Below are 19,962 nucleotides of genomic sequence, written 5' to 3'. Positions count from 1 at the left end.
CCGGGCCAGCTCCGCCGCACGAGACAGCCTGCGGAGCATGGCTGTAAGGGCCGTCGCGGCGGCACGAGGATCGCACCACCGCAACCGCTGGTCATGCCGTTGTGAGGATCAGAGGGCGGTGAAGGTCCACAGCAGGTTGGTGCTGCTGCCGTAGGCCCACTGCTTGGTGACTGAGCCGGAGGCGACGTTGCCGCCGCCGTCGAGGACGAGGCCGGTGGTGCGGTTGGCGATCGAGTGGCGGCCGTCGCCCCGGTGGGTGATCGTCCACTGCTGGTTGCTTCCGCCGTTCCAGGCGGCCTCGCGGGCGGCGGAGCCGTTGGCGGTGGCGCCCCAGCCGTCGGCGACCATGCCGTTGGTGCGGTTGACCAGCTTGTAGTAGCCGCCTCCGACCTCCACCGCCTGCCACTGGAGGTTGTTGCTGCCGTCCCAGGTCCACTGCTTGAGGTTGGATCCGGAGGCGACGTTGCCGCCGCTGTCCAGGGCCAGGCCGTCGGTGACGTTGGTGATCCGGAAGTACGTCGACGGGTTGAACTGCACCTTCAGCGAGGTGACCTGGTCGTTGTTGCCGGTGACCCGGAGGTCGGGGTTGTCGGCGGTGAAGGTCCAGGAGGTGCCGCTGAAGTTGTCGCCCGAGTAGCCGATCACCTGGAAGCCGGGGGCGAGCCGGAGGGAGGAGAGGGTGAGCGGGCCCAGTCCGGCCGAGCTCAGCGCACTCGCGGTGTAGTCGCCGAGGGCGAGCACGGCGGCGGTGCCGGCGTAGTTGACGTCCGTGAAGCCGACAGCGCCGGACAGCGGCCGCAGGCCGGGGATCTCGCCGGAGAAGGTGAGCTTCAGGACGTAGGCGTTGGCGCTGAACGGCGCCGAGGACGGCAGGGCCACCGTGAGGCCGGTGGAGGTCTGGGTCGGCGTCGCCAGGCTGATGTAGTTGCCGGCGGTCGAGTCGAGCAGCTTCACCGAGGTCAGCGTGGAGAGGTTGATCCGGTCCGAGCTCAGGGTCTTGATCGTCACCGAGCTGCCGGGCCAGCCCAGCACGGTGGCGTACAGGACGTTGTTGGCCTTGTTACGGGTGAAGCGGATGTCCTGCGCGGTGCCGGCCGTCGGGGTGGAGAAGGTGCTGCCGCCCATCTTCGTGGGGCCCTCGCCGTACGCCGTCCAGGCGCGGGTGGCGTACACGGACTCGCCGAAGCGCTGCAGGTAGTCGCCCATGCCGAGCAGGATGTCCTTCTGCGCCTGGGGGATGGTGCCGTCGGCCATCGGCGCGATGTTCAGCAGCACGTTGCCGTTCTTGCTGACCCGGTCCAGGAAGGAGTGCAGCATCTGCTGGATGCTGTAGTAACCGATGCCCTGGGTGTAGCACCAGCTGCTGCTGGAGATGCTGTCGTCGGTGAGCCAGTACGGGGCGGTGAGGTCGGCCGGGCCGCCGCGCTCGAAGTCGAAGACCTCGCCCTTGGCGTCCATGCCGTCCTTGTAGGTGGCGACGACCTCTTTGCCCCAGCTGTTGGCCTGGTTGTAGTAGTACGACAGGAAGTTCAGGCGCTGCGTCTCGTCGACGTGGTCCATCATGAAGTCCTGCCAGAGGATGTCCGGCTGGGCGCGGTCGATGACCTCCTTGAGCTTGTCGTACCAGAGCTGGTTCTCCGCCGTCGCGCCCAGCTGCCCGTAGAGCTTCTTGAGGCTGGGGTCGGTCTGGGCGGGGGCGTACTGGTAGAAGCCGTTGTAGTTGTAGGCGTGGTGCATGGCCACGAGCAGCTTGAGGTTCTTGGCGCGGATGGCCGTGGTGAACAGCTGCAGCAGGTTCAGACCCGGGCCCTTGTCGACCGAGTTCCACTCGTTGACCTGGCTGTCCCACATGGAGAAGCCGTCGTGGTGCTCGGCGACGGGTCCGGCGAACTTCGCGCCGGCGTCGACGAAGAGCTGGGCCCACTCGTCGGGGTCGAAGTTGCCGCCCGCCGACTTCAGCTTCGGCGCGAACTTGACGGTGTTGCCCGACAGGTCCTGAGCCCCGTTGATGAAGTTGTGGTACGGCCATGCCGAGGGCTGGCCGAAGGTCGCGATGTGGTGCTTGTTGGCGTTGCTGCCGCCCGCGTACATGTTGCGCGGGTACCACTCGCTGTCGTACGCCGGAACGCTGAAGACGCCCCAGTGGAAGTAGATGCCGAACTTGGCGTCCTGGAACCACTCCGGGGCCGGCGGGTGCTGGTCGACCGAGTTCCAGTCGGGCGTGTAGGTGCTGGGCGCCGCCTGAGCGCCGCCGGCGCCGAACAGTCCTCCGGCGACGGCGGCCGCGGCCACGAAGGTGGCGCCGGCCAGGAAGTGGCGTCTGTTGATCGAACTCGACATAGGACATCCCTGATGCGGAAGGGGAGGGTGGAGGCAGGGAACGAGGGGTCGGCGCGGCTCTCAGAGCCTGGGGCGCCGGATGTTACGCACGAAGGTCGACCATGTGACCCGGAGATGTCAACGGGTGTACGGGGATGAAAGTGCCCGACAGGGAGGCACTTTGCCGCTTTTGCATCTATTTTTCCCAATTGACTTCCCCTAGACATGCCATGTCTAGGACGAGCCGCGTGACTCGTTCCCGCCCGTACGTGGACATGATTGATGGGATGCCTCTCCCTCCAGACGCATCGCCTCCCCATTCGGAGTGCGCCGCCATCTGCATGTTTCCCAAGGATTGAGCGATGGACTAGACAGAGAGCCCGGGACACGTCTATAAACATCCCATCTCTCCACAACGGCGGCGCACGGATGCCGCCGGGCGAAACGTCTCCCGCTACGGGACCAGCGCGAGGAAGTACCGATGAGACTCAGAACCGTCCTCTGTTCCACCGCCTCCGCCCTCTCCGCACTGGCGCTGCTCAGCGCCTGCGGCAGCGGCGCCAGCACCTCGGCGTCGTCGAGCGACAAGCCGCTGGTCGGCGTCGACTACCCGCGCTCCGACACCGACTTCTGGAACTCGTACATCAAGTACACGCCGGAGTACGCCAAGGAGCTGGGCCTGGGCCTGAAGACCACCAACTCCCAGAACGACGTCGCGAAGCTCACCGCGAACGCGCAGACGTTCATCAGTCAGGGCGTCAAGGGCGTGGCGATGGCCCCGCAGGACACCGCGGCCATCGCGCCGACGCTGTCCCAGCTGGAGGCCAAGAAGATCCCGGTCGTCACCGTCGACACCCGCCCCGACAGCGGCAAGGTCTTCATGGTCGTACGCGCCGACAACCGGGCGTACGGCGAGAAGGCGTGCCAGTACCTGGGCACCAAGCTCGGCGGCAAGGGCAAGGTCGTGATGCTGGAGGGCGGCCTGGACTCCATCAACGGCCGTGACCGCACCGAGGCGTTCAACGACTGCATGAAGAAGAACTACCCGGACATCAAGGTGTTCGGCGAGGCCACCAACTGGGACGGCGCCGTCGCCGCGCAGAAGCTGCAGACGGACCTGACGGCCAACCCGGACATCAAGGGCGTCTACATGGAGTCCAGCTTCGCCCTGTCCGGCACGCTCCAGGTTCTCAAGCAGAAGGGCCTGCTGGTCGACCCGAAGGACAAGAAGCACGTCTTCATCGTGTCCAACGACGGCATCCCCGAGGAGCTGAAGTCGATCGCCGCGGGCAAGATCGACGCCACCGTCTCCCAGCCGGCCGACCTGTACGCCAAGTACGCCCTGTACTACCTGAAGGCCGCGATCGACGGCAAGACGTTCAAGCCCGGCAAGACCGACCACGACAGCACCATCATCCAGGTCCGCGAAGGGCTGCTGGAGGACCAGCTGTCCGCTCCGCTGGTCACCGCCGACGGCGGCACCTACGGCGGCGTTCCCAGCGTGAAGAGCGACGACAAGTCCCTGTGGGGCAACAATCTCGGCTGATGCTCTGTCAGACCTACCAACGGCAAGCGCACACAAGGCGGTTGAGATGAGCGACGGGGAGCGAGCAGTGACCCCCGCATCCGCCCGCGCGGACGACGGACGGGTCCAGGTGGACCCGCCCGTCGTCGAGGCAGCGGGCATTGTCAAACGATTCGGTCCGACGGTCGCCCTGAACGGCGCCCGGATCACCATCCGCGCCGGCGAGACGCACGCGCTCGTCGGCCGCAATGGAGCCGGCAAGTCAACGCTGGTATCGGTCCTGACCGGGCTTCAGGCCCCGGACGAGGGAACCGTGACCTTCGGTGGCGAGCCCGCCCCGCGGCTCAGCGATCGCGACGCCTGGCGCAGTCGCGTGGCCTGCGTCTACCAGAAGTCGACGATCATCCCCACCCTGACCGTCGCCGAGAACCTCTTCCTCAACCGGCACGACCGCGGACCAAGCCGGCTGATCAGCTGGCAGGGCGTGCGCCGACGGGCGCAGGAGACGCTGTCGACCTGGTCGGTGGACGTCGATCCGCAGACCCCGGCCGGTGATCTCAACGTCGAACAGCGGCAGTTCGTCGAGATCGCCCGCGCGCTGTCCTTCGGCGCCCGGTTCATCATCCTCGACGAGCCGACCGCCCAGCTCGACGGCGCGGCGATCAACCGGCTCTTCGACCGGATCCGCGACCTGCAACGCCAGGGCGTGACCTTCCTGTTCATCAGCCACCACCTCCAGGAGATCTACGAGATCTGCGACATGGTCACGGTGTTCCGGGACGCCCGGCACATCCTGACCGCGCCGGTCGGGGAACTCCCCCGCACCGAGCTCGTCGCCGCCATGACCGGCGAGGCGGCCGCCGACCGGGACGAGGAACGCTCCAGCACTCTCGACACCGGCGCGACCGCGGCGCTGACCGTGGAGGGCCTGAACTCCGACACCTACCAGGACATCACCTTCCAGGTGGGCGCCGGGGAGATCGTCGGGCTCGCGGGCGCCGCCGGCAGCGGTCGTACCGAGGTCGCCGAGACCGTCGTAGGACTGCGGGCGGCGGGCGGCGGTGAGGTGGAGATCGCCGGAAAGCGGCCCCGGCCGGGCAGTGTGCCCGCCGCGCTCGCCGCAGGGGCCGGATTCGTCCCGCAGGACCGGCATCACCAGGGCTTCGTGCCCGACATGTCGATCGCGGACAACGCCACGCTCTCCGTCCCCCGCAGGCTCGGCGAGTACGGGTTCCTCAGCCGGGGCCGGCGCGACCAGCTCGCCGAGGACATGATCGAGAACCTGGCGATCAAGACGCCCGGCCCCGACCTGCCCGTATCGGCCCTCTCGGGCGGCAACCAGCAGAAGGTCGTCATGGCCCGCGCCCTCGCCGACGACCCCCGGCTGCTGGTCCTGATCAACCCGACCGCGGGCGTGGACGTGCGCTCCAAGGAGTTCCTCCTCGGCAAGGTCGAGGAGACCGCGGGCACCGGCACCGGAGTGCTGATCGCCTCCGACGAACTCGACGACCTGCGCATGTGCGACCGGGTCCTGGTGATGTTCCAGGGCCGTGTGACCTCAGAGATCGCCCGCGGCTGGCACGACCACGACCTCGTCGCCGCGATGGAAGGAGTGGACCTCAATGCCTGAGGTAATGCCTGAAACGGTCCTCGCGGACACCCCCGAGGTCAAGGCCGCCGAGCCTCAGCCCAGAAGGACCGCGTTGCTCGGCGGCCGGATACCCCTGGCCCGGCTGCGCGACCTCGCCCTCGTCCCCGCGATCATCGCCATCGCGATCGTCGGCCAGATCGTCAACCCGGTCTTCCTGCAGGCGGACAACCTCATCAACGTCCTGCAGACCATGTCCGAGATGGCCCTGCTGGTCCTCGCCCAGACGATGATCCTCATCGTCAAGAAGATGGACCTCTCCCTGGAGTCCACCATGGGCCTCGCGCCCGGCGTCGCGGCCTGGCTGGTCGTGCCCACCGGCGCGGGACACGGCCTCGGGCTCCTCCCCGGAGGGTGGGCCATCCCCGTCACCCTCGCCGTCGGCGCCCTGGTCGGCGTGATCAACGCGGTGCTGATCATCCGGTTCGGACTCAACGGCTTCATCGTCACCCTCGGCATGCTGATCGTGCTGCGCGGCATCCTCACGGGCATCTCCGGCGGCCAGACCTTCTTCCAGCTGCCGGAGTCCATGCTGTACCCGGGCACCGCCCAGTGGTTCGGGATGCCCGCCTCCATCTGGATCTGCCTCACCCTGTTCGCGATCGCCATCGTCGTCCTCGGCTGGACCAGCTTCGGGCGCTCGCTCTACGCCATCGGCGGCAACGTCGACGCAGCGAAGGCGGCCGGCATCCGCACCGACCGGGTGCTGTGGATCGTCATCGTCACCGGCAGCGTGCTCGCCGCCCTCGCCGGTCTGCTGCTCTCCGGACGTCTCGCCTCGGTCGCCTCCGCCCAGGGCAACGGCTACATCTTCACCGTGTTCGCCGCCGCCGTCATCGGCGGGATCAGCCTCAACGGCGGCAAGGGCACCATGTTCGGCGCCTTCAGCGGCATCCTGCTGCTCTTCATGATCCAGAACGTGCTCACCCTGGCCGGCGTCCCCGCCCAGTGGATCGGCGCCCTCAACGGCCTGATCATCCTGGTCGCCCTGACCATCTCACGCATCACGGGCGGCAAGGTCCAGGAGTGAACCAGGCGGCCGTCAAGGCCGCCGCTCACTCTCCGCCGTTACCCACCCCACGTCGCAGGGGCCGTGTTCTCCCCTGCTCCCTCAGGAGTTGCTGCCATGTCCTCTGCTGCCCGCATCACGTCTCTGGACGTCCTCGACGTGCGCTTCCCGACGTCCGAGCACCTGGACGGGTCGGACGCGATGAACCCCGAACCCGACTACTCCGCCGCCTACGTCGTCCTGCGCACCGACGCCGGCGACGGGCTGGAGGGCCACGCCCTGGCCTTCACCACCGGCCGCGGCAACGACGCGCAGGCCGCCGCCATCGCGACGCTCGCCCCGCACGTGGTGGGTCTGTCGGTCGAGGAGGTCTGCGGTGACCTCGGCGCGTTCTCCCGCTCCCTCGTCCACGATCCCCAACTCCGTTGGCTGGGACCGGAGAAGGGCGCCATCCACATGGCCACCGGCGCCGTCGTCAACGCCGCCTGGGACCTCGCCGCCAAGCGGGCCGGCAAGCCCGTCTGGCGCTTCCTCGGCGAAATGTCCCCGGAGGAACTGGTCGCGCAGGTCGACTTCCGCTGGCTCTCCGACGCCCTCACACCCGAGGAGGCCCTGGAGATTCTTCGCCGCGCCGAACCCGGCCGCGGGCACCGCATCGGCCGTCTGCTCGACCAGGGCTACCCCGCCTACACCACCACGCCCGGATGGCTCGGCTACTCCGACGACAAGCTCGCCCGCCTCGCCCGAGAGGCCGTCGCCGACGGCTTCACCCAGATCAAGCTGAAGGTCGGCGCCGACCTCGCGGACGATGTACGGCGCATGCGCACCGCCCGCGAGACCGTCGGCCCCGACATCCGCATCGCCGTCGACGCCAACCAGAGATGGGACGTCCAGCCCGCCATCGACTGGATGCGCGAACTCGCCCCCTACGACCCGTACTGGATCGAGGAGCCCACCTCCCCCGACGACATCCTCGGCCACGCCGCCGTCCGCAAGGCCGTCAGCCCCATCAAGGTCGCCACCGGCGAACACATCGCCAACCGCGTCGTCTTCAAGCAACTGCTCCAGGCCGGAGCGGTCGACATCGTCCAGATCGACTCCGCGCGGGTCGGCGGCGTCAACGAGAACATCGCGATCCTGCTGCTCGCAGCCAAGTTCGGCGTGCCGGTCTGCCCGCACGCCGGCGGCGTCGGACTGTGCGAGATGGTCCAGCACCTGTCGATGTTCGACTACGTGGCCGTCTCCGGCACCACCGAGGACCGCGTCATCGAGTACGTCGACCACCTGCACGAACACTTCGTCGACCCCGTGCGCATCGTGGACGGCCACTACCTCGCTCCCACCCTCCCCGGGCTCAGCGCCCAGATGCACCCCGACTCCCTGAAGGAGTACCTCTACCCCGACGGCCCCGTCTGGTCCGCCCGTGTCTGACCTGCCGCACCTCGTCGACGCGCACCACCACGTGTGGGACCTGGACCTGCGGCCGCAGCCGTGGCTGGACGAACCCGGTCATGAACCCATCCGCCGCAGCTTCAGCTCACATGCCCTGCGATCGGCCGCGACCCGGCCGATCGCCGGACGGCGGCTGACGAGCACGGTGGTCGTCCAGTGTGTGACGTCCGTGCCCGAGACGCGTGAACTGCTCGCCCTGGCCAACGAAGACCCCCTGATCGGCGCGGTCGTCGGCTGGGCCGACCTCACCTCCCCCGCGATCGGCGACGTACTCGACGCACTGCGATCGGGTCCCGGCGGGCGGTACCTGCGGTCCCTACGCCACCTCGTCCAGGGCGAGTCCGATCCGTACTGGCTCCAACGGCCGGACGTCGAGCGAGGGTTGCGGGCGGTCGGCGAACGCGGTCTCGCGTACGACGTGCTGGTGCGCAGCCACCAGCTCCCACAGGCGATCCGCCTGGCCGACCGCTTCCCGGAGCTGCCCCTGGTCCTCGACCACGCCGGCAAACCGCCCGTCGCCGAGGGTGACCTGGACGGCTGGGAGCGGGAGGTGCGGCGGCTGGCGGCGCGGGAGCAGGTGCGGTGCAAGGTGTCCGGTCTGGTCACCGAGGCCGATCACGAGAAGTGGACCGTCGACGACATCCGGCCGGTGTGGGACGTCCTGCTGGACGCCTTCGGCCCCGACCGGCTGATGTTCGGCTCCGACTGGCCGGTCTGCGTCCTCGCGGGCGGCTGGAACCGGTGGGCCGCCACCGTGGACGAACTGCTCACCGACTGCGCCGAGGGAGACGTCCAGGCCGTCCTCGCCGACACCGCGACCGCGTTCTACCAACTGACGGAGGCACCGTGCTCCTGACCGAACTCCTGCACCCCGAGATCCTCCGCTCGCTCGCCGGAGCCGGCCATGGCGCCCGCGTGCTGCTCGCCGACGGCCACTACCCCGCGAGCACCGCCACCGGCGAGCGGGCGACCACCGTCCACCTCAACCTCTCCCCCGGCGTCCTCGACGTCACCACCGTGCTCGACGTCCTGCTCCGGGCCCTGCCCATCGAGTCGGCGCACGTCATGGTGCCGCCCGAGGGTGAACCGGAGCCGCCGGCCATCGCCGAGTACCGCTCGATGCTGGCGCCCGTCCCCGTCGAGACACTCGGCCGCTTCGAGTTCTACGACGCCGCCCGCTCCCCCGACCTGGCGCTGGCGATCGTCACCGCCGACACCCGTACCTACGCCAACCTGCTGCTGACCATCGGCGTCCGCGCTGAAGGGACCCTGACCCCACGATGACACTCGCAGTCCGTTACACATCCGCCCGCACCCTGGACACGGCCCCGGCCGAGAGTTCCTCCCCCGGCCCCGGCGAGGTGGAGCTGGCTCCCGCCTACGTCGGCATCTGCGGCACCGACCTGCACATCTTCCACGGCGACATGGACGCCCGGGTGAGCACGCCCGCCGTGCTCGGACACGAGATGTCCGGCCGGATCGTACGCGTCGGCCCGGGTGTCGAAGGCTGGCGGGCCGGGGACGCGGTCACCGTGATGCCCCTGCGCTGGGACGACACCTGCCCAGCGTGCCTGAAGGGCCATCAACACGTCTGCCAGCACCTCGACTTCATCGGCATCGACTCCCCCGGCGCGATGCAGCAGCGCTGGACCGTACCCGCCGCCACGCTCATCCGACTGCCCGACTCCCTCGCCCTGGACCGGGCCGCGCTCGTCGAACCCACGGCGGTCGCCGTGCACGACGTCGGCCGGGCCGGAGTACGGGACGGCGAGAAGGTCGTCGTGGTCGGCGGCGGCCCGGTCGGCATCCTCATCGCACTGGTCGCGCGGGCCGCGGGCTCCGAGGTTCGGGTCGTGGAGCTGAGCGCCCACCGTCGGCTGCTCGCCGAGGAGTTGGGCCTGACGGCCTGGAACCCGGCCGACGACGACGTGCCCGCGCTGGTCAGCGAGTGGACCGGCGACGCGGGCGCCGACGTCGCCTTCGAGGTCTCCGGCGCGGCCGGCGGCGTGGACACGGCGGTCGACGTGCTGGGCGTGCGCGGCCGGCTGTGCCTCGTCGCCATCCACCCCCGACCCCGCGAGGTGAACCTGCACCGCTTCTTCTGGCGCGAACTGACCCTGGTGGGCGCCCGGTTGTACGACCGCTCCGACTTCGAGCGGGCCGTGGCTCTCGTGGCGGACGGCACGATCCCCGCCGAGCGACTGATCAGCAAGGTCGTCCCCCTCACGCAGGCACCCGCCGCTTTCGAGGCCCTGGAGGGCGGCGGTGACGTGATGAAGATCCTGGTGGACTGCACGGACGACACCCAGGGAGCCGCCGTATGAACGCCTTCGACCTCACCGGAAAGCTGGCCGTCGTCACCGGTGCCCGGCGCGGCATCGGACGGGCCATGGCCCGCGCGCTCGCCGAGGCCGGCGCCGACGTCATCGGCGTCAGCGCCTCGCTGGAGGAGACCGGCAGTGACGTGGAGAAGGACGTCACTGCCGCCGGCCGTACCTTCGAGGCGATCCGCGCCGACTTCGCCGACCCCGAGGCGGTACGGGCCCTGGGTGCCGACCTCGCCGGACGCGAACGACCGGTGGACATCCTGGTCAACAACGCGGGCACGATCCGGCGCGCGCCGGCCGCCGAACACAGCGACGATGACTGGGAGTTGGTGCTCCAGGTCAACCTCAGCGCGCAGTTCGCGCTGACCCGGGCGGTCGGCGCGGCGATGGTGGCCCGCGGCCAGGGAAAGATCATCTTCACGGCGTCGCTGCTCAGCTTCCAGGGCGGCATCACCGTCCCCGGCTACACCGCCACCAAGCACGGCATCGCCGGCCTCACCAAGGCGCTGGCCAACGAATGGGCCTCGCAGGGCGTCAACGTCAACGCCATCGCGCCTGGCTACATCGCCACCGACAACACCCAGGCCCTGCAGGACGATCCGGCGCGCAGCAAGGCCATCCTGGAGCGCATTCCGGCCGGCCGCTGGGGCAGCGCCGACGACCTCGCCGGCGTCACCGTCTTCCTGGCCTCGGACGCGGCCGCCTACGTCCACGGCACGATCCTGCCCGTCGACGGCGGATGGCTGGGCCGATGACCACCCATCTGGCCGACGTGCTGGCCGGCGCCCGGATCATGCCCGTGCTGACCGTGCCCGACCTGGCCACAGCCGCCCCGCTGGCCGACGCGCTCACCGCGGGTGGCGCCCGCTGCGCCGAGGTCACTTTCCGCACCCCGGACGCCGAGCAGGTCCTCAAGGCGATGGCGGCGCACGGCGGACTCGCCGTCGGCGCCGGCACGATCCTCACCCCTGAGCAGGCGGAGCGGGCCGTGGCCGCCGGAGCCGACTTCGTCGTCTCCCCCGGCTTCGACGCGGATGTCGTCGAGACATGCCGGGAGCTGGGGGTGCCCGTGGTGCCCGGTGTCGCCACCGCCACCGAGCTGATGGACGCCCTGCGCGCCGGCCTCGACACCGTCAAGCTCTTTCCCGCCGAGCCGCTCGGCGGCCTGCGGACACTCCGAGCGCTCGCGGCCCCCTTCCCCGGGATGCGGTTCGTGCCGACCGGCGGGATCGACGCCTCGCGCCTGCCCTCCTACCTCGCCGACCCTGCGGTTCTCGCCGTCGGCGGCAGCTGGATGGCCACCCCTGCCCACCTGGGCCGCGGCGATTACGCGGAGATCCGCCGGCTCACCGCCGAAGCCGTCGAGAGGAGAACACCGTGACCGACGTGGTGGCCCTGGGCGAGGTGATGCTGCGCTTCGATCCGGGCGAGGGCCGGATCCGCACGGCGCGCTCGTTCCAGGTCTGGGAGGGCGGCGGCGAGTACAACGTCGTACGCGGCCTGCGCCGCTGCTTCGGACTGCGTACGGCCGTCGTGACCGCCCTCGCCGACAACGGGGTCGGCCGGCTCGTCGAGGACCTGATCCTGCAGGGCGGCGTCGACACCTCGCTGATCCGCTGGGTGCCCGACGACGGCATCGGCCGCACCGCCCGCAACGGCCTCAACTTCGTCGAACGCGGCTACGGCATCCGCGGCGCGCTCGGCGTCAGCGACCGCGCCCACACCGCCGTGTCCCAGCTGCGCAAGGGGGATGTCGACTGGGACACGGTGTTCGCGTCCGGGGTGCGCTGGTTCCACACCGGCGGCATCTTCGCCGGGCTGTCCGAGACCACCGTCGACGTCGCCGACGAGGCCATGGCGGCCGCCCGCCGACACGGCGTCACCGTCTCCTACGACCCCAACTACCGCCCCAGCCTCTGGGCCGACCGAGGCGGCGCCGACCGGGCGCGCGAGGTCGACCTTCGGCTCGCCCGCCACGCCGACGTCGTCGTGGGCGCCCTCGGACTGGCCGGTGCACGGCCGGGTGACGTGCGGGTCCGTGGCGACGAGGTGCCGGACGCCCTGGCGCAGGTAGCGGGCCGGGCCCCCTCGGCGTCGGTGCTGGCGACGACGTTGAGGGAGGTACCGTCGGCGGGCGTCAACAACTGGTCCTCGGCCGCTTGGTCCGCCGAGACGGGCTTCGTCACCGGTCCCCCCATGCCCGGCCTGCACGTCCTGGACCGCATCGGCTCCGGCGACGGCTTTGCCGCCGGACTGATCCACGGCCTGCTCACCGGTGCCGGTCTGGAGCGTGCCCTCGCCTACGGGACGGCTCACGGGGCGCTCACCATGACCACCCCGGGGGACGTCTCCATGGCCACGCTCGCCGAGGTCGAGGCGCTCATGGCCGGCAGTTCGGCCGCCGTCCGACGCTGACGGGCCACCGCCGGCCCGCACACCCGTCCACCCATAGTCCGTAGGAGCACAGTTGAGACAGCGCAGTATGGGGCACCGGAAGGTCGGACACACCCCCGTCGAGCTGACCGAGCTCGGCTTCGGGGCCTCCGTCATCGGCAACCTCTACCGAATCACCCCCTCGCACGACGCGCAGGCCGCGGTCGAGACGGCCTGGGAGGCCGGCGTCCGCTATTTCGACACCGCGCCCCACTACGGTCTCGGCCTCTCGGAGCGACGTCTGGGCGCCGCCCTGCGTGACCGTCCAAGGGATACCTACGTCGTCTCCTCGAAGGTCGGCCGCCTGCTCGTCCCCAACGAGCGGCCGACCGGCGTCGACACCGAGGGCTTCGTCGTCCGCGACGACCTGTGCAGACAGTGGGACTTCAGCCGCGACGGAGTGCTCCGCTCCATCGAGGCCACCCTGGAACGCACCGGCCTGGACCGCCTCGACGTCGTCTATCTGCACGACCCCGACGACCACTGGAGGCAGGCCGCGGAGGAGGCCATGCCCGCCCTCGCAGAACTGCGCGACCAAGGCGTGATCGGAGCGATCGGCGCCGGCATGAACCAGTCGGCCATGCTCGCCCGCTTCCTGCGCGAGACCGCCGCCGACGTGGTGATGCTGGCCGGGCGCTACACGCTCCTCGACCAGTCGGCACTGGACGCCGTCCTGCCCGCCGCACTCGAACTCGGCAAGAGCGTCGTAGCGGTCGGCGTGTTCAACTCGGGGCTGCTCTCCCGCGACCGGCCCGCCGAGGGCATGAAGTACGACTACCAGGACGCCCCACCGGCCCTGGTGGACCGCGCCCGGGCCATCGCCGACGTCTGCGCGGCGCACGGGACCACCCTGCCCGCTGCCGCGATCGCCTTCCCGCTCACCCACCCCGCCATCATCAATGTCACCCTCGGTATGCGGACTCCGGAACAGGTCGTACGAAACGTGGAACTCCACGATCGGCACGTCCCCGACGGTCTCTGGGCCGATCTCCGCGCTCAGGGGCTGATCAGGTCGGACATGCCCGAGGGGCACGCCGGGGGGAGTGATTCACGTTGTCTCTGACCGACAAGGCCATCGCGCAGATCCGTGAACTGATCCGCACCGGCGCCCTGCCGCCCGGCTCGAAGCTCCCACCGGAACCGGACCTGGCCGGCCAGCTGGGCCTTTCCCGCAACCTCGCCCGCGAAGCGGTCAAGGCACTGGCCGTCGCCCGGGTCCTGGAGGTCCGCCGCGGCGACGGCACCTACGTGACCAGCCTCCAGCCCAGCCTCCTCCTGGAAGGGCTCGGTGGAGCGGTGGAGCTCCTCCAGAGCGACGCGGCCGCCGTGCAGGACCTCATGGAGGTACGACGGCTCCTCGAACCGGTCGCCACGGCGCTGGCCGCCACCCGCATCTCCGACGACCAACTGGTGGAGGTCAAGCGGCACTTGGACGCAATGCGCGAGGCCGCCGACAACGTCGAGCAGCTCAACGCCCACGACGCCGCCTTCCACCGAGCCGTCGTCTCGGCCACCGGCAACGAAACGCTGCTCACGCTCCTGGAAGGCATCTCCGGCCGCACGCTGCGTGCCCGCATCTGGCGCGGTCTGGTCGACGCACAGGCCTCCGGCCGGACCCTCGCCGAACACGAGGCGATCTTCAACGCCCTGTCCACCCGGGACGCCACCCTCTCCCAGGCCGCCGCACTGCTGCACGTGAGCAACACCGAGCGAGGGCTGCGAGAAACCCTGCGCTCAGGCGCGGCCCTTCCCTTCGCAGCGGCAGCGCACGAATGAGGCGCGGCGCTGTCGGCGAGGGGGCGCGCATGGTGTCGAGGGGCGGCCGGTGTCTTCGGACACCGGCCGCCCCTCGGCCGTTTCCCCGCCCTCTCACACTCCGACGGGCTGCCATTCCTGGTTGGCGCCGCTGTTGGAGGGCCACTGGATGACCTTGGCGCCGTCAGCGGTGGAGCCGCTCAGGACGTCCGCGCACAACCCGCTCTGCACGTTGACGAGCCTGTAGTAGCCGCTGGTGGCCGCCGGGACGAGCTTCCACCACTGGTTGCTGCCGTTGGTGTCCGACCACTGGTCCAGGGCCGTGCCGTTGCTGGTGGAACCCCCGGGGTTGTCCAGCACCTTGCCGCTGTTGACGTTGGACAGGCGGTAGGAGCCGTCGTAGTCGGGCAGCAGCTTCCACTGCTGGTTGGCGCTGCCGGACCAGGGCCACTGGATGACGGAAGCGCCGTTGGACGTGGAGGCGCCGGAGACCTCCATGACCTTGCCGCTGTTGCGGTTGACCAGTTTGAAGGGGCCGGTCAGCAGGCCGATGGCGATCGTCGTGATCGTCCCGGCGGTCAGCGACACGACCCGGGCGTGATTGCCCAGGGACGACGTGGTGACCGTGGCCGAGGTCGTGACGGAAGTGATGCCGCGCCGGCAGATGAAGGTGATGTCCTGGTCGATGTCCGAGGTGAGCTGGACGGTTGCGGCGCGGGCCGCGGTGTCCCATGCCAAGGACCGGACGGTGATGCGGTTGCGGCCGCGGACGCCCTTGATGGTGCCCTTGTCCAGCTGGTCGGGGAGGGCCGGGAGGATCTCCAGGACTCCAGGGCGGCTGTAGACCAGCGCTTCACCGAGGATGCCGGGGATGGTGTTGGCGGCGTCGCAGTTGTAGATGTCCAGGTTGGGGTTGTGGGAGGTCATCAGGCATCGCCACACCATGTTCTTGCCGTAGATCTTCAGCAGATTGCCGTAGACGCCGGGCGCGTCCTTGAGGCAGGAGCGCGCCAGGGCCCGGTGCAGACTGCCGTGAGCCGAGTAGTTCTCGTCGCCGCGCTTGTCCAGGGCCTTGCGGGCGTACCTGACGAGGTCGGGCTCGTCCTCGGGGTTGATCTCGTGCAGCGGCCAGGCACCGTACAGGTGGGAGACGTGCCGGTGGTTGTAACGGTCGGTCAGGCCCGGCCAGGACCACTCGGCCAACGCCCCGTCGCCGTTGATCGTGTAGTCGGGCAGCTTGGCCAGCAGGGCCGTCCACCGTTGCACGCCCTGGCCGCTGCCCTGCTCGACATTGAGGGTGTTGGCAGCGTCTATGGCGGCCTGCAGGGCGTGTCTGCCGGCCATGATGTCCGCGGTGGCGTTGATGGAGAGCGCCTGACCAGTGCTGGCCGGGGTGTTCTCCATGGAGTAGGACGGGACGAAGACGGCCTTACCGCCTGAGTCGGTCCGGGTGAGGAAGTCCTCGTAGAACAGGGCCAGTTCCATCAGGGCAGGGCCGAGCTTGTTCTTCAGGAAGTCGGCGTCGCCGGTGACCTCGTAGTGCTCGAGCAGTGGGTACAGGAGCCAGTCGGCGCCGCCGGTCCACGCCTCGCCGGGGAAACTGCCGCTGTTGAAGTGCAGCATGTGCCCGTACTCGCCGTCGGTGCGGGAAGGGGCGAGGAAGCCGCGGGCGCCACGTGTCGGCGCCGGTGCCGCCGCCAGCGCTCGCTCCAGGCTGCGGCGGCCTTCGCCGAGAAAGCCGCCGGCACACCAGTGGTAGCGCAGTGCGGCAGCCAGCGCCAGCGTCGTCTGCGGGTCGCCGTCGAAGCTGAGCGCGGTGAGCAGGTTTCGGTGCTCGACCCGCAGCCGCGCCAGGTCGGCCACTTGCCCGGGGCCGTACCAACGGTCCGTGAGTCGCTGGGCGAGTGAGAGGAAGTAGTCGCGGTGGCGGCGTCGCAGGCGTTGTTCCTCCAGGACGTCGGTCAGGCGTTCACGCCCGTACTGGCGGATGGTCTCCAGTAGCCGGTAGCGGGGCTGGCCCTCTTGTTCGCAGGGCAGGACGACCGACTGGGCGACCAGCCGGTCCAGGATGTCGACCACGTCGGCACGGGCGATGCCGTCGCCGGAGCACACATCCTCGGCTGCCTCCAGGCAGAACCCGCCCGCGAAGACCGAGAGCCGGTTCCACAGCAGCCGCTCGGCCGGATCACACAGTTCATAGCTGTAGTCGATTGCGCCCGTCATGGTGCTCTGCCGTGGCGCCCCGGTTCGTCTGCCGCTGTCGAGTGTCCCCAACCGCTCTGCCAGGCGGTCGGCCAACTGCTCGACGGCAAGGGTCCGCAGCCGGGACGCGGCGAGCTCGATGGCCAGCGGCAGTCCGTCCAGTTGTGCGCACAGCCGGGCGACGTCGGTGGGGCTCGCATCGCGGAGCCGGTTCCCGCCATGGGCCTCCGTGGCCCGCTGACGCAGCAACTCGGCAGCGTCGTCGCCTCGCAGAGGGGCGACCGTGTACAAGTGCTCCGAACGGACACCCAGCGTGTGGCGGCTCGTCGCGAGAACACGCAGTCCGGGAGCCGCCACGAGCAGGGTGCAGACCAGTTCGGCGCAGGCGTCGCCAAGGTGCTCGCAATGGTCCAGCACGATCAGCGCCTGGTGTTCGGCCAGCAGCCCGGCGAGCTGCTCGATCACCGATTCACCGCCCTGGTCCGGGACGCCCAGCGCGGTGGCGACCTGATCCGCCACCGCTGACGGCTCCTGCACCGGGGCCAGGTCGACCAGCCACACCCCGTCCCGGAACCGATCGCGGACGGCGAAGGCCGTCTCCATCGCCAGTCGGGTCTTCCCCACACCGCCTACGCCCGTCAACGTCAGCAGCCGCACCGGATCGAGGCGCCGGCTGATCTCGGCGATCTCCGACCGTCTTCCCACAAGGCTCGTGAGAGCCGGGACCGCAGGCAGGTTGCCGGTCGGCGTTGCGACGGTGGTCATAGGCACTCTTTCCCCGCTTATTTGGGTGGAACGGTACCTCGAAGCCGCAGGCCCACAGCAGGCGGCCCTGGGTCCGCGTGCCACCCGGGCGGCGGAACCCGGTAAAACTACGGGGCCGCTGCCGCCGCCGGCCTCGCAGAAGTACCGATTGTCGTGTCCAGGCCCACTGCGGATGCTTTTGCACAGGGAGCCCACAGGGTGTCGAAAGGCGAAGGTCCTGCCGAACGGAGCAGGTCCTTGGCCGTCGTTCGCACTCGAGCTCTCCAGCACCCCTTCCGCATCTGGAGGAAACTTGTTCACGCGCACCGCGGCACGCACGAGGAGAAAAAGGAGAGCCAGGCGGTCCGCTGTGGCGGCCTTCGTCCTGGCCCTCACCGCGATCACCCTCTTCCAGTTCCTGGCGGTCTCACCGGTTCAGGCCGCTTCTTCCAGCGACTGCCCCGGGGGATCCAGCTCGGGAACGGGCCCCCCGACCTGCCCCAACCTGGCCAACAACGACCTGCTGAGTCAGAGACGGTTCCCGGCCCAGCTGTACCGCGGTGACACCCGCCAGCCGTACGACATCTTCACCAACGGCTTCACCGCCCGGGGAACCGACAACGACATACAGAGGCATGTTCACGGCGGGTCGAACACCGACTCCAACTACATCTCGACCTCCGGAACGCTCGGTATCGCGGAGCAGTTCGCGCGAAGCGCGGGGCAGCAAGCCGTCATGACCGCAGCGCGCCAACCGCGCTGCTCGACGGGTCGGCAGATCCTGTACACGTTCATTCCGGTGATCGGCCAATGGCTGCTGTCAAGCTGCGTCAACGGCACCGTGACCGCGGAGTCGTTCGTCTACGTGATCGATCCCCAGTTCGGCAGGAACGCGCTGTACATCCCCGATGAGATCCGGCACAACGCAGACCTCTACAACCGATACGCGGTCCAGGACGAGTGGGCATACGTACACCGCATTCCGCGCGATGCGATTCTCGGCGTCCGCATGTACCGGACCACCGCACGCGTGGTCAACGGCCTTCCGGACTTTCAACACGCAACGTTCCGCTACGACCGGTTCGCGGCGAACCCTCATCACGCGGAACTGCGCATCTCCTACGACCCGGACACCGACCCGAATTCCCACTTCAACTGGCAATCGTGGCTGAACACACCCCCGCAACCCGCGAACCCGTACACCCGAGGCTGCAGCGAGATCACCAGGTGCAGAGGCGGAGGGAACTGACAGTGGTGTCCCGCGACGACTCCTGGCCGTGTTCCGGTGGTCTCGGCGAACGCTGCCGGACCGGTGAGACGACTCCCCTGCTACAGGAAAGCAAGCGCATGGCGAACGACATCGGGCCGAGATCGGACGTCCGGGCCGGCGTCTGGCCGCGACGGCGGGCTTACGCCGGCCTGCTCACCACCCTGGCCCTGCTCACCACCCTGGCCCTGCTGGCCGCCGGCTCGATGGCCCTCGCCGCTCCGGCGCAGGCCGACAGTCCGGACACCTGGGAGGAGGTGCAGGCCCTGGCTACGTACAACGGCGCCCTCGCCTCCTTCGAGGACCCCGAGATCGGGCCGGTGATCATCTTTCCGTCGGACTACACCAGAGACATCGACCACCTGACGCCGCCGCCCGGCTGGACCGACTCCTCGGGACAGACCCCCACGAGCTGGCCCACTCCCACCACCACGAAGAGCCCCCTCTTCACCGCCGAGCAGATCAGCACCCTCGAAGGCGCGGTCTTCACAGCGGTACAACCCGAGGGCGACTCGACGTACAACCTGGCCGTGACATACGACGGGATGAGCGACCGGGTCGTGGCACAGACCAACGCTCCCTCCTCGATCACCGACCCCCTGGCCACCGAGTACGAAGGTCAGCTCGTCATCGAGGACTCCGCGACCGGCGCCACGCCACCGAAACAGTGCCATGCGGCGCACGGCCCCCTCAGAGGTCGTACGTACGGCAGCTGCTGCCCGCCTCGGCGGGCTCGCTGATGGAACACGGGTGGGGCAGCGGGCGGCGGCCGAGGTAAACGGCCGGGCGATCCAGGAGTGAGGCTTCCTCCGAGCGCAGGCCCGCGTGACACAGCGTCCGGAAGAGCGCGTGGTCGCGGGCGGCGGGCGCGTACTTGCGGGCGGTGTCGGTCCGGGCCCCGCCCATCCACGGCCAAGCCGCCGACCACACGGTCGACCCGCGGCTTTGCGCGGCCATCGTGGACCGGCTCACGTTCGGCGGCAACATCGCAGAGACCGGCACTGACTCCTACCGGATCGCCGGCAACGGGGCACGAGCAGCTGAGAAGGGCACCACGAGCTGACCCTGTTCTGGTCCTTCCTCGATCGGGCGCCGCGGTCGTCGCCCCGCAGCCACGCGGCCGGAATATCCAGGAGCGTGGGGGTCGCTGCCGGGCTAACATCCGCAGTTCGCACTCCTTCCGTCCGCCTGAGGTTCCCCCGAGATGCGGAGTGTGTTGACAGAGGGTCAGATGGTTCTCATGAGAGGAACATCGACCATGGCCGCCCCCAGAAAGTACTC

16 protein-coding genes and 1 pseudogene are annotated in these 19,962 nt (G+C 69.5%); 15 read left to right on the top strand and 2 right to left on the bottom strand.

Translation table 11 applies throughout. The features are described from left to right. Positions 1 to 108 precede the first annotated feature (108 nt). Positions 109 to 2,340: an alpha-L-fucosidase gene (locus ACIBAF_RS42930; protein ID WP_399471142.1), complete on the bottom strand. Its 2,232-nt coding sequence runs from the start codon at positions 2,338 to 2,340 to the stop codon at positions 109 to 111. Between the two features lie 460 nt (positions 2,341 to 2,800). Here ACIBAF_RS42930 and ACIBAF_RS42925 point away from each other — a divergent pair, with 460 nt between their 5' ends. From ACIBAF_RS42925 to ACIBAF_RS42870, 12 genes are all read left to right on the top strand, one after another. After that, positions 2,801 to 3,865 carry a sugar ABC transporter substrate-binding protein gene (locus tag ACIBAF_RS42925; protein WP_399471140.1) on the top strand — a complete coding sequence of 355 codons (1,065 nt, stop codon included), beginning with the start codon at positions 2,801 to 2,803 and terminating at the stop codon, positions 3,863 to 3,865. A gap of 46 nt (positions 3,866 to 3,911) precedes the next feature. After that, complete coding sequence (locus tag ACIBAF_RS42920; RefSeq protein WP_399471138.1) at positions 3,912 to 5,474, top strand: sugar ABC transporter ATP-binding protein; 1,563 nt, start codon at positions 3,912 to 3,914, stop codon at positions 5,472 to 5,474. A 4-nt stretch (positions 5,475 to 5,478) separates the two neighbouring features. Further along, complete coding sequence (locus tag ACIBAF_RS42915) at positions 5,479 to 6,522, top strand: ABC transporter permease (RefSeq protein WP_399471183.1); 1,044 nt, start codon at positions 5,479 to 5,481, stop codon at positions 6,520 to 6,522. A gap of 96 nt (positions 6,523 to 6,618) precedes the next feature. After that, a complete protein-coding gene (locus tag ACIBAF_RS42910) occupies positions 6,619 to 7,932 on the top strand; it encodes an L-fuconate dehydratase (RefSeq protein WP_399471135.1) in 1,314 nt (437 codons plus the stop codon). Then, a complete protein-coding gene (locus ACIBAF_RS42905; RefSeq protein ID WP_399471133.1) occupies positions 7,925 to 8,809 on the top strand; it encodes an amidohydrolase family protein in 885 nt (294 codons plus the stop codon). The genes ACIBAF_RS42910 and ACIBAF_RS42905 overlap by 8 nt, the downstream gene beginning before the upstream one ends. Continuing rightward, positions 8,800 to 9,237, top strand: a complete 438-nt coding sequence (locus tag ACIBAF_RS42900; protein WP_399471131.1) for an RbsD/FucU domain-containing protein — start codon at positions 8,800 to 8,802, stop codon at positions 9,235 to 9,237. Before ACIBAF_RS42905 ends, ACIBAF_RS42900 begins: the two co-directional genes overlap by 10 nt. Beyond that, entirely contained in the window at positions 9,234 to 10,277 is a 1,044-nt protein-coding gene (locus tag ACIBAF_RS42895) for a zinc-binding dehydrogenase (RefSeq protein ID WP_399471129.1), read from the top strand. Before ACIBAF_RS42900 ends, ACIBAF_RS42895 begins: the two co-directional genes overlap by 4 nt. Then, a complete protein-coding gene (locus ACIBAF_RS42890; RefSeq protein ID WP_399471127.1) occupies positions 10,274 to 11,035 on the top strand; it encodes an SDR family oxidoreductase in 762 nt (253 codons plus the stop codon). Before ACIBAF_RS42895 ends, ACIBAF_RS42890 begins: the two co-directional genes overlap by 4 nt. Next, positions 11,032 to 11,661 (top strand): bifunctional 4-hydroxy-2-oxoglutarate aldolase/2-dehydro-3-deoxy-phosphogluconate aldolase, encoded by a 630-nt coding sequence (locus tag ACIBAF_RS42885; protein ID WP_399471125.1) that lies wholly within the window; start codon positions 11,032 to 11,034, stop codon positions 11,659 to 11,661. Before ACIBAF_RS42890 ends, ACIBAF_RS42885 begins: the two co-directional genes overlap by 4 nt. After that, positions 11,658 to 12,695 (top strand): PfkB family carbohydrate kinase, encoded by a 1,038-nt coding sequence (locus ACIBAF_RS42880; protein ID WP_399471123.1) that lies wholly within the window; start codon positions 11,658 to 11,660, stop codon positions 12,693 to 12,695. The genes ACIBAF_RS42885 and ACIBAF_RS42880 overlap by 4 nt, the downstream gene beginning before the upstream one ends. Before the next feature lie 67 nt (positions 12,696 to 12,762). Further along, positions 12,763 to 13,776, top strand: coding sequence for an aldo/keto reductase (locus ACIBAF_RS42875; protein ID WP_399471181.1), 1,014 nt, complete (start codon positions 12,763 to 12,765; stop codon positions 13,774 to 13,776). Continuing rightward, positions 13,767 to 14,489, top strand: coding sequence for a FadR/GntR family transcriptional regulator (locus ACIBAF_RS42870; protein WP_399471121.1), 723 nt, complete (start codon positions 13,767 to 13,769; stop codon positions 14,487 to 14,489). The genes ACIBAF_RS42875 and ACIBAF_RS42870 overlap by 10 nt, the downstream gene beginning before the upstream one ends. 93 nt (positions 14,490 to 14,582) lie before the next feature. Here ACIBAF_RS42870 and ACIBAF_RS42865 read toward each other — a convergent pair whose 3' ends face one another. Further along, on the bottom strand, positions 14,583 to 17,435 hold the full coding sequence (locus ACIBAF_RS42865; RefSeq protein WP_399471119.1) for a glycosyl hydrolase family 95 catalytic domain-containing protein: 2,853 nt from the start codon (positions 17,433 to 17,435) through the stop codon (positions 14,583 to 14,585). A gap of 349 nt (positions 17,436 to 17,784) precedes the next feature. Between ACIBAF_RS42865 and ACIBAF_RS42860 the strand changes: the two genes are divergently transcribed. From ACIBAF_RS42860 to ACIBAF_RS42850, 3 genes and pseudogenes are all read left to right on the top strand, one after another. After that, positions 17,785 to 18,663: a hypothetical protein gene (locus tag ACIBAF_RS42860; RefSeq protein WP_399471116.1), complete on the top strand. Its 879-nt coding sequence runs from the start codon at positions 17,785 to 17,787 to the stop codon at positions 18,661 to 18,663. 98 nt (positions 18,664 to 18,761) lie between these two features. Then, a complete protein-coding gene (locus tag ACIBAF_RS42855) occupies positions 18,762 to 19,421 on the top strand; it encodes a hypothetical protein (RefSeq protein ID WP_399471113.1) in 660 nt (219 codons plus the stop codon). A 194-nt stretch (positions 19,422 to 19,615) separates the two neighbouring features. After that, positions 19,616 to 19,744 (top strand): annotated as a pseudogene (locus ACIBAF_RS42850) (AAA family ATPase); the annotation flags it as partial. Between the last annotated feature and the right edge of the window lie 218 nt (positions 19,745 to 19,962).

The organism is Streptomyces sp. NPDC051677, from assembly GCF_044453465.1.
In the GTDB taxonomy this organism is placed as follows: domain Bacteria; phylum Actinomycetota; class Actinomycetes; order Streptomycetales; family Streptomycetaceae; genus Streptomyces.
This window is presented reverse-complemented; position numbering and strand designations above follow the sequence as displayed.

Coding starts and splice junctions, on each gene's coding strand:
- ACIBAF_RS42865 (WP_399471119.1), bottom strand. CDS start 17,435: ATGACCACCGTCGCAACGCCGACCGGCAACCTGCCTGCGGTCCCGGCT.
- ACIBAF_RS42910 (WP_399471135.1), top strand. CDS start 6,619: ATGTCCTCTGCTGCCCGCATCACGTCTCTGGACGTCCTCGACGTGCGC.
- ACIBAF_RS42855 (WP_399471113.1), top strand. CDS start 18,762: ATGGCGAACGACATCGGGCCGAGATCGGACGTCCGGGCCGGCGTCTGG.
- ACIBAF_RS42890 (WP_399471127.1), top strand. CDS start 10,274: ATGAACGCCTTCGACCTCACCGGAAAGCTGGCCGTCGTCACCGGTGCC.
- ACIBAF_RS42885 (WP_399471125.1), top strand. CDS start 11,032: ATGACCACCCATCTGGCCGACGTGCTGGCCGGCGCCCGGATCATGCCC.
- ACIBAF_RS42915 (WP_399471183.1), top strand. CDS start 5,479: ATGCCTGAAACGGTCCTCGCGGACACCCCCGAGGTCAAGGCCGCCGAG.
- ACIBAF_RS42920 (WP_399471138.1), top strand. CDS start 3,912: ATGAGCGACGGGGAGCGAGCAGTGACCCCCGCATCCGCCCGCGCGGAC.
- ACIBAF_RS42930 (WP_399471142.1), bottom strand. CDS start 2,340: ATGTCGAGTTCGATCAACAGACGCCACTTCCTGGCCGGCGCCACCTTC.
- ACIBAF_RS42895 (WP_399471129.1), top strand. CDS start 9,234: ATGACACTCGCAGTCCGTTACACATCCGCCCGCACCCTGGACACGGCC.
- ACIBAF_RS42875 (WP_399471181.1), top strand. CDS start 12,763: ATGGGGCACCGGAAGGTCGGACACACCCCCGTCGAGCTGACCGAGCTC.
- ACIBAF_RS42925 (WP_399471140.1), top strand. CDS start 2,801: ATGAGACTCAGAACCGTCCTCTGTTCCACCGCCTCCGCCCTCTCCGCA.